The sequence below is a fragment of the Bacillus sp. AFS037270 genome (assembly GCF_002585305.1).
Window position 1 is genome coordinate 1 of the sequence record NZ_NUNF01000069.1, and the last position, 14,214, is coordinate 14,214.

The 14,214-nt window shown below is 39.1% G+C and carries 16 protein-coding genes and 1 riboswitch; of the genes, 7 read left to right on the forward strand and 9 right to left on the reverse strand.

The window, feature by feature from the left end; genetic code table 11:
* Positions 1-428: 428 nt before the first annotated feature.
* Positions 429-782: a hypothetical protein gene (locus COD92_RS32305; RefSeq protein WP_176541133.1), complete on the reverse strand. Its 354-nt coding sequence runs from the start codon at positions 780-782 to the stop codon at positions 429-431.
* Positions 783-1,184: 402 nt separating this feature from the next.
* Positions 1,185-1,331 (reverse strand): hypothetical protein, encoded by a 147-nt coding sequence (locus COD92_RS32310; RefSeq protein WP_176541132.1) that lies wholly within the window; start codon positions 1,329-1,331, stop codon positions 1,185-1,187.
* A gap of 280 nt (positions 1,332-1,611) precedes the next feature.
* Here COD92_RS32310 and COD92_RS26555 point away from each other — a divergent pair, with 280 nt between their 5' ends.
* The gene (locus tag COD92_RS26555; RefSeq protein WP_098529063.1) at positions 1,612-1,806 is read left to right on the forward strand and encodes an acyltransferase; all 195 of its coding nucleotides are present in this window, start codon (positions 1,612-1,614) and stop codon (positions 1,804-1,806) included.
* A 28-nt stretch (positions 1,807-1,834) separates the two neighbouring features.
* Here COD92_RS26555 and COD92_RS32315 read toward each other — a convergent pair whose 3' ends face one another.
* The gene (locus COD92_RS32315; RefSeq protein ID WP_176541131.1) at positions 1,835-1,999 is read right to left on the reverse strand and encodes a hypothetical protein; all 165 of its coding nucleotides are present in this window, start codon (positions 1,997-1,999) and stop codon (positions 1,835-1,837) included.
* Between the two features lie 49 nt (positions 2,000-2,048).
* A riboswitch (cyclic di-GMP riboswitch) is annotated at positions 2,049-2,135 on the reverse strand.
* 174 nt (positions 2,136-2,309) lie between these two features.
* On the opposite strand from COD92_RS32315, the gene COD92_RS26560 reads away from it, so the two are divergent.
* The gene (locus COD92_RS26560; RefSeq protein ID WP_098529062.1) at positions 2,310-3,056 is read left to right on the forward strand and encodes a M15 family metallopeptidase; all 747 of its coding nucleotides are present in this window, start codon (positions 2,310-2,312) and stop codon (positions 3,054-3,056) included.
* A gap of 147 nt (positions 3,057-3,203) precedes the next feature.
* Here COD92_RS26560 and COD92_RS26565 read toward each other — a convergent pair whose 3' ends face one another.
* Together COD92_RS26565 and COD92_RS26570 are read right to left on the reverse strand one after the other, a co-directional pair.
* Positions 3,204-4,388 (reverse strand): toxic anion resistance protein, encoded by a 1,185-nt coding sequence (locus COD92_RS26565; protein WP_098529060.1) that lies wholly within the window; start codon positions 4,386-4,388, stop codon positions 3,204-3,206.
* Positions 4,385-5,041 (reverse strand): 5-bromo-4-chloroindolyl phosphate hydrolysis family protein, encoded by a 657-nt coding sequence (locus COD92_RS26570; protein WP_098529058.1) that lies wholly within the window; start codon positions 5,039-5,041, stop codon positions 4,385-4,387. Before COD92_RS26570 ends, COD92_RS26565 begins: the two co-directional genes overlap by 4 nt.
* 417 nt (positions 5,042-5,458) lie before the next feature.
* Between COD92_RS26570 and COD92_RS26575 the strand changes: the two genes are divergently transcribed.
* Positions 5,459-6,019 (forward strand): hypothetical protein, encoded by a 561-nt coding sequence (locus COD92_RS26575; RefSeq protein WP_098996660.1) that lies wholly within the window; start codon positions 5,459-5,461, stop codon positions 6,017-6,019.
* A gap of 65 nt (positions 6,020-6,084) precedes the next feature.
* Here COD92_RS26575 and gloA2 read toward each other — a convergent pair whose 3' ends face one another.
* The 3 genes from gloA2 to COD92_RS26590 form a co-directional block, all read right to left on the reverse strand.
* Positions 6,085-6,471: an SMU1112c/YaeR family gloxylase I-like metalloprotein gene (gloA2, locus tag COD92_RS26580; protein WP_098529054.1), complete on the reverse strand. Its 387-nt coding sequence runs from the start codon at positions 6,469-6,471 to the stop codon at positions 6,085-6,087.
* Positions 6,472-6,592: 121 nt separating this feature from the next.
* On the reverse strand, positions 6,593-8,593 hold the full coding sequence (locus COD92_RS26585) for a glycosyltransferase family 2 protein (RefSeq protein ID WP_098996661.1): 2,001 nt from the start codon (positions 8,591-8,593) through the stop codon (positions 6,593-6,595).
* 27 nt (positions 8,594-8,620) lie between these two features.
* A complete protein-coding gene (locus COD92_RS26590) occupies positions 8,621-9,433 on the reverse strand; it encodes a UTP--glucose-1-phosphate uridylyltransferase (RefSeq protein ID WP_098529051.1) in 813 nt (270 codons plus the stop codon).
* A gap of 291 nt (positions 9,434-9,724) precedes the next feature.
* Between COD92_RS26590 and COD92_RS26595 the strand changes: the two genes are divergently transcribed.
* The 4 genes from COD92_RS26595 to COD92_RS26615 all read left to right on the forward strand — a co-directional run bounded on the left by COD92_RS26595 (position 9,725) and on the right by COD92_RS26615 (position 13,685).
* The gene (locus COD92_RS26595; protein WP_098529049.1) at positions 9,725-10,156 is read left to right on the forward strand and encodes an ATP-binding protein; all 432 of its coding nucleotides are present in this window, start codon (positions 9,725-9,727) and stop codon (positions 10,154-10,156) included.
* Positions 10,157-10,369: 213 nt separating this feature from the next.
* Positions 10,370-11,278 (forward strand): ROK family protein, encoded by a 909-nt coding sequence (locus COD92_RS26600; RefSeq protein WP_098529047.1) that lies wholly within the window; start codon positions 10,370-10,372, stop codon positions 11,276-11,278.
* A 218-nt stretch (positions 11,279-11,496) separates the two neighbouring features.
* The gene (locus COD92_RS26605; protein WP_098529045.1) at positions 11,497-12,900 is read left to right on the forward strand and encodes a S1C family serine protease; all 1,404 of its coding nucleotides are present in this window, start codon (positions 11,497-11,499) and stop codon (positions 12,898-12,900) included.
* Between the two features lie 521 nt (positions 12,901-13,421).
* Entirely contained in the window at positions 13,422-13,685 is a 264-nt protein-coding gene (locus COD92_RS26615; protein ID WP_098996662.1) for a hypothetical protein, read from the forward strand.
* A gap of 67 nt (positions 13,686-13,752) precedes the next feature.
* On the opposite strand, the gene COD92_RS26620 is transcribed toward COD92_RS26615, so the two are convergent.
* The gene (locus COD92_RS26620) at positions 13,753-14,196 is read right to left on the reverse strand and encodes a ferritin-like domain-containing protein (RefSeq protein WP_098996663.1); all 444 of its coding nucleotides are present in this window, start codon (positions 14,194-14,196) and stop codon (positions 13,753-13,755) included.
* Positions 14,197-14,214 lie beyond the last annotated feature (18 nt).

Genomic DNA, 14,214 nt, shown 5'->3' on the forward strand with positions numbered 1-14,214 from the left:
TAGTTTTCAAAGAACAATTTATCGAGACAACTTTTATATCTTATCAGTTATCTAAATCATTGTCAACTTTTTTAAAAACTACTTTTTAATTGTTTAGTAGTTTCGCTGACAACTTCTATATAATATCACCGTCTATTAATGATGTCAACAATAATTATTATATTAAAAAAGTATACCTTTCTGTCTTTATCATTATTATTAAACATTTTCTTTTTTTGTAGCTGTTTGTCCATTCAGAGGCCTTTGGCTTAGTTTCAAGAAAAGGAAAGCAAGGAACACTATAGCCAGCCTTTTTTCACGGCGATACTGGTGGCTTTCGGTTCTGTTTTTAGCGTCTAGTTTGTGGATGAATTCGTAAATATAGTTGCGGACGTTGCTGGATAATAGGTAGAGTTCAGAAGTATTTTCCTTGTTTTTCCCTAAAGCTGCTAAAAAATATACATGATTGATAAGAGATGAATTACGCTTTGACCAAGCATTTGAGCTGCGAAATAAACGGTGTCCCAAAGAGAGGTGATCCAAATAAGGTGGACTAGCCCTTGAACGCTCCTCCTGAACCACGCGATGCCAATCGTCATCATCGATGAGCCCATTAACCAAAGACCAGCTTGGCATAAGATAATGTTCCTGCCACTCCGTCTTATTCCGCACGTCGTTATTTCTAAATTGGTAAAGATATATATATAGAAGAGAATATACATCACTAATGACCAGAAGACTATTAACGATTCCTCATGCTGAAATAACTTTGTCACGTTTGTTAAGCTTACTATTTCGTTCATATTGAGCACCTCCTGCTTTCTTGCCTTTTATAATGACGGGAGGATGATTTTTAGTAAGTAACATCACCAACGTAAGATGACAAATGTCATTTTGTTTTTTGATTATAGGTATAAAGGCTAGGCAGGATTGTGTAGTGAAAGGGTTTTTTTCACAGGTTATTAACATATTGGGAGAGGATATCCACAATTAAGTGTAAGATATCAACAGTTTACCACTGTTTATTCACAGTTTATGTGGATATCTTCTGGATATTTAATGATTTCTCAACAGAGTATTTAATTGTCCACAAACAAAACTGAATTATCCACTAAATTCACAATTTTATCCACATTTTAAAGGTGACTATCCACATTTCATTACGATTTGTCCACAAAAAAACCTAGATATAATTCTAGGCCTTTTCACTCATTTTGTTGTTGTTCATCTTGGCTTGCTGATTCGTTAGTTTGTTCAACAATTTCCCTTAACTCACCAGTATCACCTTTAGCGTTAATAATTTCGAAGATTTGATTAAGACCTTGACTTGTTTCATCATTATTCTTTTTCATGTAGTTCTCTCCTTTTTTACAGATTAAGATGAAAATTGTCCAGCTCCAGCGCCTAGCCCCTCGAGGTCACAAGGCAAGCCGTCCAAAAGGTTAAAAGGCAACCTTTCAGCCGTTTGCCTTGTGCTTGTCGGGGCTGATCAAGCGCTTGCGCTTTTCTTATGACTATTTTTCTGTTTTGAGGGATGTCGAAAACATTCTTGTCCACCTTGACAATTTTCTTCTATTTTCACTTTTAGTATTTGCTATTCTTTAAAGAAATAATAGATAGGGGGACAAATTAATGTACTTTGAATCATTGTTAGATGCCGTACTAGGAGAACGACAAGTATTCCATATTATCGAATGCCCTGTCTGTGGCTTTGAAGAAATTTATTACGAGCATAGCGTGACAAAGAGATTAATTGGCCGTGCCTGCCGCAATTGTAACTTTGTTCAAAGGTTTGAAAAAGTAGAAAAGCCTAGGATTGGATCCTAGGCTTCTCTACTTCATTCATTTTTATTGTTTACATTTTTAAGCCAATTTCGACTGCTTTACTGTTGTGGTATAGTGCTTTGATTTTTAGCTTCATTTTAAGCTCCTCGTTCAGGCAATCCTGCTGCAACAGTTGATGGTGCCGATGCTGGAATAAATGATAGTAGTACTTGATTTTTATTAACAGTTTTAACACATGAAAACCTCCTAAATGTTGTTTACATAAACCGCAGGAGTTTGTCGTGTTCGGTAACTGGCGAGCATCGTTTAGAAAAACCTTAGCCCCTGTAGTTTTGCGTCACCATTTTTCAATGGTTTTGCCGTTTCGTACGATTTATGTGCTTATAAAAACTATAAGGAACGTATTTAGTAAATAAAAGAGGCTTTGGTCCCATCATTCCGTACCGCATTCAAAGACGCCGCTTTAGTGGATGTAGACGTTTTAAAGTCTTACATTGTGTCAATGATATTAAGGAAGTGAATTTGTTAAAAAAAGGACGTTAACTATGACAAAACTACCTTTAATAATGGTCTTTATGATGGTAATTGGATCCCCGCTTGCTGGCTGCTCATTGAAACAGAATTTTGTTGAAAATCAGCCGATAGCTCCCAGTAAAAACGGATTAAACACAAAAACCTTAAACAACGAGAAGAGTGTTGCCGTTGTCGCCAATCCCTCAGCTATACCTGTCTTGGTTAATAAATACCATAAACTGCCCGATAGTTATAAGCCGAGTGATTTGGTCGATCCCGACATCCCGTTTATATTTAAAGAGAAAGTGGAGAAACGTAAGATGCGAAGCAGCGCGGCTCGAGCAATTGAAAAATTGTTTGCCGGGGCGAAACAAGCTGGAGTCAGCCTCCTTGGTGTTTCGGCTTATCGTTCCCATGCTGCCCAAACCGCCTTGTTCAATCACTACGTAAGTATTGATGGGGTTAAAGCAGCAAAGACTTATAGTGCTGTGCCTGGGACTAGCGAGCATGAGACAGGCCTTGCTATTGATGTAACAGGCGGTGACGGAAAATGCGCGGCCGAGGATTGTTTTGCAGGAACTACTGCTGCCAAGTGGCTGGAGAAACACGCAGCCGAATATGGTTTCATTATCCGCTACCCAAAAGGGAAGGACGACATAACCGGCTACCAATATGAACCATGGCACTTGCGCTATGTCGGCAAGACAGTGGCACAGGAAATCACGAGCCAGAAAATCACTCTTGAAGAATATCAAGAAACGATCCAGGTAAATAAATAACACTTACGGTGCCTGTCACCATTTTCAATAACCTGATAGAAGAAATGGTGACAGGCACCATTTCTAATCTCAATATAATAGAAAACGGGGGTTCCTGCTGCGTTTAGTTTTGCAGTGGGGACCCCCGTTTTTCTTATCTCTGGAGTGTTATTTGTTGTTGCCTTTTATTTCTAATAATTTTACGCGCAGGTCGTTTTCCATGTTGGCGAGCTCTTGTTCGGCGAGCCGGCGTTTGTGACGGCCTTCTTCTTGAATCCGCATGGTTTCCTCTAATGTTGAAATTAAGCTTTCTTGGGTTTTCTTTAATGTTTCGATATCAACGAGGCCGCGTTCATTTTCTTTCGCCGTTTCAATGGTATTGGTTTTTAACATTTCTGCATTTTTTAATAGGAGCTCATTGGTGGTCTTCGAAACCTGCTTTTGAGCTTCCACTGCATGCCGCTGCCGGATTAATGTTAACGCAATGGCTACTTGATTTTTCCATAAAGGAATCGCGGTCATAATCGATGACTGGATTTTTTCTACTAAGGCTTGGTTGGTATTTTGAATCAACCGGATTTGGGGCGCACTTTGAATCGTGATTTCCCGGCTTAATTTCAAGTCATGAAGACGCTTGTCTAATCGGTCCGCAAATTGAATCATATCATTGACTTCTTGAAACTTCATTTGGTCATTGGCCGCTTCGGCTTCTTTTTTCAACTGCGGGATGATCTTTGTCTCCATTTCTTCGAGCTTGATTTCTCCAGCCGCAATATAAATATTAAGGGCATGAAAATATTCTTTATTGGTTTCATAGAGCTGTTCAAGCAGTTTAATATCAGATAAAAGTACGTTTTTACTACGGTCCAGCTTCACACTAATCCGGTCAATTTGCGCACCTGTTTTTTGGTATTTGGAAAGAACCTCTTGGATGGAGCCCGATATTTTTCCAAACATACGGGCAAATAAGGATGGCTTCCCATCCTTTAATTCATCCGGATTGACCTCATTTAACCTTTTCATCAAATCATTAATGATTTCGCCTATTTCCCCAACATCCTGTTTCTGTACATGCTCGAGCATCGTATGGGAGAACGATAACAGCTTTCCTTGGGCTTGGGTTCCGTAAGAAATCATCGCCTGATGATTCGTCGGATCAATTTGCTCGGCAAGCTGGTAGGCCTTGGCCCTATTTTCCTCAGGAATCACATCTATCAATTTAACAGGCCTTGCTTCACTTGTTGACGGTGTCTGCTTTTTAGCAAGATCAAATGGTTCGGTATCACCAAAAGGATTGGCGAGAATATCATCTAACAAATCCCCAGATTTAGGGATCTTATTTTGTTCACTCATTTTAGCCACCTATTTTCTTCAGGAAATTTAAGTTCTTTTTTCTTTTGAATCGAATGTTTTGCGACATCTATTTCGAAATTTAACGTATCGATATCATCCGAAATAACCCGGTATAAATCCTCTTCTACTACTTTAGATAATTCATTTAATGTTTTTCGAGTTTCAATGAGGGATTGGCCCATCTCGCTATTTTGTTTTGGCTGCGAAGAAAGGAAACTATATTTTTCTGTCAGCTCAACGAGTGAGTCAAGATGGGAAAAATAAAATTCTTCCGCCTGGTAGAATCGCCTCGGCTCTTTGGTAGTCATCTTGTGTATTTTTTTGGTGATTCTATTTATGTCGATTCGCTGCTTTACAGAATAAATATCACGAATCTTAAAGATGCTTTTATTCAAACGTTTAATTTTTAGCTTTGCTTCTTTTAGGTTCTTCTTAATATAGCGGTATTCCTTCCTCGAAAGTTGATGCTTCTTTAAATAGCTGGTGTTTTGAAATAACGACAGAATCACATGGGTAAGAGCCCCGCCAAGGATCGCAAACAAGGTGGATGACCAGAATGTGAAATCGAGCGGGATGTAACAAACAAGCCATGTAATGATAGTGACGGGAACGGCCACAAACGAGCGAATTAGGAATGCAACAATTGGGTTCATAATGGATCGACTCCTGACTTAATAATCCTCTATATAGATACGAAATAAGTAAATAAATGTTTCACAAACTTTAAAAACACCTTTCAAATTAGAAGAATATAACATTTACTACTTCCACAATACACGAAAAAACTCCTTCCTGCCATAGACCACAAACGGAAAGGAATCTAAGACTTAAGACGTATTTTTTATGGCGAAGGTTACATCTAGATAGTGGGATTCAACGGTAATCATTGTATTTGCAGTGCTAATGGTGACAGGCACCACTCGTGGACACTTTCCACCTTAGTTAGACAAGTGGGGGCTTTCTTCCTGTTTTGGTGTTAGTTGAGTGAGTTCGGGCTGATACCCAAGAATTATTGGAGTTGGTTCATAGGCTATGGTGAAGATAGCTTAAATTGAGAGGAGTATGGAATATTGTATTTTCATTATAAACATCCTATGCATCTTCACGGAATGAACCAGCAGCTTAGAAATCACCATCATTTTGGAGGAGAATCTCACTCTGGAAACTCCCATCAGATCAATCATCACCACTATAATCAGTATCATCACGGAGGAAATTCCCATCACAATCACGATCAAGCACACGGGAGCCCTTCGCCCTTCGGAGGATCGTTTCAGCATGGAGGGCAGCATTATCAAGAAGGTCACGGTCATCATGGGTATCAATCAAACTCAAGGGCTGGTCTTGGGGCATTAGGTAGTTTACTGGGATTCGGATTAAGTTATTTAGGGTCCGGGATAATGAAAGGACCGGTACCAGGCAGTTTTGGAGGATATGGGGGTTTCCCACCTCCTAATCCAGGTCCTTATGGCTACGGTCCTGGAAGTGCAGGCTATGGATTTCCAGGGACATCCCCAGCTTCCTTTCCAGGATTAGCACCAGCCAGTTTAGGTTCCTACCAACAGCCATACCCGCATTTCAGCGGAGGCTATGGCACTTGGTCACCTAGTGAATACGGGATTCCTAGATGATCGTAGTAGAAATGGTGACAGGCACCACAGGCAGGGAGGGTATCCTCTCTGCCGCTTTTTATCTTTTACCGTTCATAAAGTTCAATAGGAAGTCCGTCAGGGTCTGCGAAGAAGGTGTATTTTTTGTTTGTGAACGGATCGACACGGATTGGTTCGACTGAAATATCATGCTTCACTAACTCAGCCACTTCTTCCTCAATATCCTCTACCTCAAAAGCCAAGTGTCTTAACCCAACGGCTTCGGGACGATTCGGCCTCGATGGCGGGTTAGGAAATGAAAACAGCTCAATTTGGTATTGTCCTCCGACTTCTAAATCCAGCTTATAGGACTCCCTTTCCTCTCGGTACACTTCTCTTATTGGTGTAAGACCTAAAATCCTTACATAAAAATCCTTCGATTTTTGGTAATCGGAACAAATGACAGCCACGTGATGAATCTTCTTTAAGTTCATATGCTTTAATCCCCCTTATATAGTAATCAGGCCAAAACGCCTGCCTCCAATTAATAGTATATAAAAAAATGCCCCCATACGTGGAGGCTTTTCTAAAGTTTCATTTAAACTATGTTCTGATTTACTTACTATTCGGGAAGACCTTATTCCATTTCTCATTATCCAGTTCCCAATAAATCATTTTGTTGTCATCCTTAAAGACGATTATATGTTTCCCGTTCGGAAGTTTACTTGCCATTAATGGCTCTATATTATCAAGTTGATAGATCGTTGGACCATACCAAGGGAAGCCCTTTTCTTTGTTGTTTCTCAACCAAAAACCAATTCCACCATCTATTAGTCTACAGACAACCCCAAAGTGACCATATTTATTTTCAAAAAACACCGGATTTCCTGTGACACCTTTTGCAAACGTCCCACTTTTAATCCATTTCCCGCCAGGTTTCTGATAATAATGGGCCAAGGAAGAGCCTGACCGAACAACAAGCTCTGAATTCCCAAATATACTTTTAATCGGAAGAGACACTGAATAATCATTTGAATCATCTTCATACCACGGATATTCCTTGCTTTTATACTGTTTAGTATGATGTTCATGTTCCATACCAAGGATTAGTTTCCTGACAGGATTAGCTTGATCTCGAATTACAGGATGACATAGACAACTATTCTCCTCTTTATTTAGACAGGAAATCATTTCTTGCACGGTAAAGTAAGGCCGATATCGTATCATCCTTTCGTCCATTTTGTTTGGATAACTTTTCACCTTGAAGCCAAGTTCCGCAGCCATGTTTACGTAAAATACTTCATCCGTACCAAAAGAAGTCGTTTCTATTAATGCATTTTTTAACTTTTGTTTTCTTACTGGATCAAGTAATGCTTTCACTACTGGTTTGGAAATTACCTGTCCAACATTGAAAACTCCATAGTAAGGTTTGAGATTAAATATTGATTTCCACCTGTTTCTATCTTTCTTAAGTTCTTTTCCGATATACCAGTCTTCTTCTGGAATTCTTAGCTTGATTGCCATATAATCGGCATCGTTCATTTGGGTTTGAATAAATTCTTCATATCCATTTTTAACGAACAGTGCATCGGAATCGATATTAATAAAATATTCATACTCAATACCCAACTCTTCTAACCATTCCATTACTTCCATAAAATAAATGGTCGTCCATCCCCGCTCTAACTTATGGCTATATGGACAAACGGGTACACCTAACCCCTCACAAAGAGTTGGATCATTCCCACCGTTATATAAAACCATTGTACTGTCGGGGCAATAGTATCGGACGTTGTCAATTAACTGCTTGACTAATTCTCTATCTTCATGAACAAGGATGGCAAAACAAATTTTGCTTTTTGGTGATTCTGGTAAAATATTTTCGTAATTAGCTATAGTTGTAACTTGTTGTTCTTCTAGTGTACTGCTACGTTCCGCAAGGAGCTTATTCATTTTTCCCTTGTTTCCACTTGCATGTTCATAGCGTCCAAGAAGTTTAGCATTCGCTTTACCATTGGGATTTGTTTGATAGCTTGAAGCCGGGTGCCAAAGGTGATAGACCTTCCCCTCTATATTTACTAGTTTGCCGCACATCGTCCGAGCTGCATGGGAAAAGGCATCATCTTCCCCTCCCCAACCAATAAACCGCTCATCAAAACCTCCGACTGCTTCAAAGTTCTCTCTAGAAATGACAAAGAGTTTTCCAGCAAACCCTTCATAGACCCAATTTGATTTATAATATTCTCCTGATTTTACATCTATCGGCCATTTTGGTTTGGTCTTGAGTAATCTCTGGGTTCCTTGTTTTTCAATATTATAGACTGCTGTAAAAGGAACAACAAAACCTCCTTTTTTGAGTACTTTTATCGCTTCCACAATCAAGTTAGGATCATAAACCACATCCGCATCCGCTATTACGAAAATATCTCTTGTGGCTTTTTTAGCTGCCAGGTTAACAGCCTTAGATTTATTAATTTCCTTGCCAGACATTAATCCTAAACATACTTCTGCTTCAGGCATGACACGAGCATAATACCGTTTAATCCATTCAAAGGCCTTTGCTCTTGGGCCATAATCCGATTGGAAAGGAATAATGATTGAAACTTTATCTAACACAATAACGCTCTCCTTTTCATACGAAATTTAATCGTCTGACCATTTCTCACTCATTATGTTCATTAGTTCTACATATTCCTCTAATTTTCCGATATCGTACCGATCCCCAGATATGATTTTTCCATAGATAGGTTCTTTCCCCAACAAAGATTTAATGGCATCTGTCAGTTGAAGTTCTCCGTCAACACCTTCCTTTAGTTCCTTAAGAAATTCAAAAATGGCGGGGGTAAAAATGTATCTTCCGATAACAGCTAAATCCGAAGGGGGATTTTGTTTAGGCTTTTCCACTATATTTTCAATTTCAATGAGGCTGGTATTATTATCACCTTGTATCACCCCATAATTTTTTAATTGGTCTTGATTTACTTTCTTTAATCCTAGAACACTACTATTTGTTTCTTTATAAACATCTATTAACTGTTTAAGAGCAGGGGCTTGATTAGAAATGACAAAATCATCTGGTAATAAAACTCCAAACGGTTCATCTCCTACAAATTCTTTTCCTAGTCGCAAGGCATCACCAAGTCCATTTGCATAGTGTTGTTTTATATAGAAAATGTCTATCTTGGGAGGTTCTAACTGTTTAAGCATATACTCTTTATTTTTGCTTTTTAAAAAGGCCTCTAACTCCATTGAATGATCAAAGTAATCCAAAATAGCATTTTTCGAATTGGAAATGACGATTAATAATTGTTCAATACCTGCTTCCACTGCCTCCTCAACGATATGATGGATGGCTGGTTTTAAACCTAACGGAAACATTTCTTTGGGTATTGCTTTTGTTATAGGAAGACACCGTGTTCCGTAACCTGCCGCAGGGATAATTGCTTTTTTTACCATAAGTTTTCCTCACCTACTTTTTATTGTAATTATTGAAGAATATATCTTCGAAGAAAATTAGATTAATTATAATGCTAGCTTTTTATAATTATGTAGCTTGCCAGCAAGTGGCAACGGCTTGTATCACAAACTACTCAAAAATAAGCAATGACCGTAAGGCAGTACAGGTTAATTTGTCCCTGTCAAATTACCTCCGACTTGCATTTTATAAAATAAGGCACTTGATGATTAGTGCAGTAGATTACTTGTCTAATAGATTGGGGCAAGTAGCTGATTAAGGAGAGATGTAACATGAAATTAGGTATTATGTGCGGGATGCCGCTAAGTGGAAAATCAACATACGCTAAAATGCTTCAAGACCAAGGGTGGGTTCGTGTATCTCTGGACGATATCAGGCTAGCTTTGCACGGCGAAATTTATAAAGCAGAAGCAGAACCGCTTGTATGGGAAAGTGCTGAACTTATGGTCAAGTCATTATTAAAAAGTGGACATAACGTAATTGTTGATACCACTAACAGGACGAGGGAGCGTCGGAAAAGATGGATACGGGTGGCTAAAGAGTTCGGACTTACATTAAAAATTTACTACGTTGATACGGACTACAAAACTTGCAAAGAACGTAACAAGCCGTTGAAACGACTATCTCAAGATGTATTAAAACAAATTTACAACGAATTTCAGACACCTACTCCAGATGAGGGGAAGATCATTAAGGTTAATTAGCCAAAAAACAGGATGGGCTGTTTGGTATGTATTTTTAACTCCAGTGTTCTATAAATTACTTACTGAACTGGAGATTTGTTAAATAAATGATGACCATTGTAGTAAACGAATGCCATCAACTTAAAAGTAGTAACTAATGTTGTATCCTGATGAATACCCTAATAAAGAATTACATTATGAGAATCCTAACCCACGTAGACTAGGGGGAATATAGTGAAAAAATATATTGCTTTTGATATTGGCGGAACACAAGTGAAGCATGGTTTATTGTTAGAGAATGGATCCATTCTTTCTAAGGGAAGCTATGGCACCCCCTCCTCAAACCGCGAAATGTTTATTGAAAAAATGGTAAATACGGTTAAAGCCTATACAGAAAATAATAATGTGAGTGGTGTTGCCATTAGTTTGCCAGGTTATATTAATCCACATACAGGTTACTCAGAACGAGCGGGAGCTATTACAGTATTAGATGGTCAGAATCTTAAAAGATTGTTAGAAACCGAAATTTCACTGCCTGTTGAAATTGAAAATGATGGAAACTGTGCTGCTATTGCAGAAAAAATAAGCGGGAACGCAAAAAGTTGTACCGATTTTATCTGTGTAACAGTTGGTACTGGAATCGGTGGCGGGATTTTTATAGACGGGAAACTTGTGCATGGGCACAGTTTTAGATGCGGTGAATTTGGTTTTATGATTACCCAGTCAACAGAGGATGTATTGAATAACAATGCTTCTACGACTGCCTTAATAAGGTCCTATAAAAAGCTAAAAGGTATTAGTGAAAACAAAAAGGTGGATGGCGAGACCATTTTTCTTAAAGCCGCGAAAGATTATTCAGTGAGAAGACTAGTAGAGGATTGGGTAAAAATCCTTAGTTATGGAATTTATAACCTAGCTGCAACATTAAATCCACAAAAAATTTTAATTGGCGGCGGGGTAATCAGCCAAGAAGGTTTAATAAAAATGATTAACAAACAACTTGACCGCCTTTATTGGTGGAAAGATATTAAGATTCCTGTTGAAAGTTGTAAACATCAAAATGATGCGGGAATGATTGGAGCTATGTATCATTTACAACAAAAGCAACACAGGGAATCTGACAACCATGAACAGGACATTTGAATAAAGAGTTAAGATGTTAAAAGATGATTCCTTTATTGAATAGGAGTCATCTTTTTTTATATTCCATTGATAAATAGCTTTTTACCAACCCCTAAATTAGTTCTTTAGACCTAAAAAATTTTCATCAAATTTTAATAATTAACATGAGACAATTTCCCATTCCCATACCATGGAATATATTGCAGAGTGAATTTTAAAATCAACCAAGAGGTGATATTTTGAAAAAAAAGGCCCTTTTTACCATACCGATTAGTTTACTGCTTATAGCGGTAATTATTACCTCCTTTTTTCTAATAAATATTAAACCAGCCGAAGGAAAAATTGCGAAGGCGCAGAAGCTTGCTGAATATACAAAGCCGGCAGTTGTAAGAATTGTTGATTATACCGTTGTCAGCTGGCAGTTTAACAATTCCGATGATCCTGAAGTGATCGCCATACTTGAACAACTAAACAATCAATCGGTAGTGGGCGGATCTGGGTCTGGAGCCATCATAAGCTCGGATGGCTATATTGTCACTAATGCCCATGTTGTGGAAGCGACACAAAAGAAGGATGAAGACATTGCCAATGAAGCATTTGAACAACTAGTTTCTATTGTGGCTGATTATTTTAAAGTGGATTACGAGACCGCCTATAATTACATGGTGGCTTATACCCAATACACGGATATTCAAAGAGTATTAAAGGTGGTATTACCAGGTGGAGATGTACTCGATGGAGAGGTTAAAAGCTACGGCGCCCCTATTAATGAAGGAAAAGATGTCGCCGTTTTAAAAATTGAGGGGAAAAACCTGCCTACCATCCCGCTCGGGAATTCAGATGATATTCAAAACCAAGATAATATTTGGGTAAGCGGATATCCTGCCGCAGCTGATTCTGATCTTTTATCACCAGATTCATCATTGGTATCTTCGATGACGGCTGGCCAAATTTCTGCTACTTCGAAAAAGACGGAACAAGGAAGCCCGGTTATTCAAATTAATGCGGCAGCAACCCACGGAAACAGCGGCGGGCCAGTCATTAATGATAAAGGGCAAATCATTGGATTATTAACCTTTAGAGGCGATACGGTCAATGGTCAGGAGGTCCAAGGATTTAATTTTGCTGTACCGGTGAATACGGTGCGGGAATTTGTGAATCAAGCCGGGGTAAGAAATACGAAGAGTGAAACCGATAAGCTATTCCAGGAAGGTTTGGAATTGTATTGGGGCGGCTATTATAAGCATGCCTTAGAGAAATTCGAGGCGGTTCAGCGCATCTATCCAAATCATTCGGAGATCAAACAATATATTGCCAATGCCGAGAAGAAGGTCGACAGCAGTAAAATGCTATGGTCCGATTATGCTACAACCTTCTATATCGTCGATGGAGTAGCAGGATTGCTCGTTCTCATCCTTTTAGTGTTTACGTTTGTCGGAGGTAAATCCAAGAGTTCGGCTCCAGCGGTCGCTGGACCTGTCGCCGGGCCTGCTCCGACACCAGCGGCACCTGCTCCAACACCGCCGGCAGCACCGAAAAACACCTTACAAGACCTAAACAACGATGGGAAAATAGACGTCCAAGACATCCTCCTTGCCCTCGAAGAACACCAGAAAAAGCAACAGAAGAAGGACGAAGAATAAAGTTAGCAATAGTGGGAATGGTGCCTGTCACCATTTGTAACTAGGGTGCAGTGTTTAACACTGCATCCTTTTATTTTTGGGCGTTGCATAATCCTCCTCCTCCAAAAACAACGCGCTCTTCCTGTTCCCCCTGCTCGTCACATGATACTTCGCACCCTCAAACCACAAACGTACATTTCTTACCAATAAAATCACTCCCTTTTCCTTGATCAATATATTCGGTGTCAGGCACCTTTTTCTCGATTTACATAATGAATATGGCACAATCAGTGACAGGCACCTTTTCCCTCTTCCCCATTATACAAATATTTTCCATGCCAGACTCTGATTCATGAGGATGGTAACAAAATGTTCAAAGGTTTGGACTATATATTGATAGCATCCTGTCTAACTGACGGGGCTTTTGTCCTTTAAAGACGGCCAAGCTTGATTTTTACTATAAACGTATAAAAGGTCCTAAGTCTTAATAGTTATGTATAAGGTAGAGGAAGTTACCCACACTTACTTTCAACAAAGGGGGAATGTCTCTGAAAATTGTAAGACTGACTCAGCGAATCATAGGTGCCATCCTCCTTGTGTACGGAGTCTACCTCATTTTCGGTACACAGGAGTTCTTCGGTACGATTTTAATTATCCTGGCCTTTTTGATCTTCCCAAGCCTAAATAAAGAAAAAAGCAAATACTACAGTACTCATAATAACTATAACGACCACTATCAAGAATCATCCTCCGACCATGATCATTTATACGAAAGCAGCAATTCAGCCGGAGAAAGCGGGGACTAATTCCCTTCCCGCCATATGCCCAAATCCACAAAAATGCCCCCATTTCAATTCTTTGGGGGCATTTACACTATGATTTTGCTTTTGTAAAAAAATATAAAAACCATACAGCATGATTTTGTTCATCCACTGCCGCTCTTTTGAAAACCCCTTGAATCATCGGTTCAGTGGCCTTATCCGCGATTTCCATATAAAAATCCACAGTCTTCTGTTCATCCTCAATCGCGAACTTTAACCCTTTCACATAACTGTTAGGACATTCCTCCGTGATTTTCGGCTGAGGGGGACTCCCCGTTAATCTTTGATAAATATGAACAAACTGTTGATAATGCCTGACCTCATCCTCACGAATCTCCAAAATCCGCTCCCGCTCTTTCTTGCTAGAAGCCAAATTTGCCAACCTTGTATAACATTCAATGGCGCTATATTCACCATTTATCGCCTGTTCAATTTCTTGAATCAAGACATTCGTCTGTCTATATACCGCATCGTAATAATTTGTATATGGATACATAGGGAACCTCCTAATTTT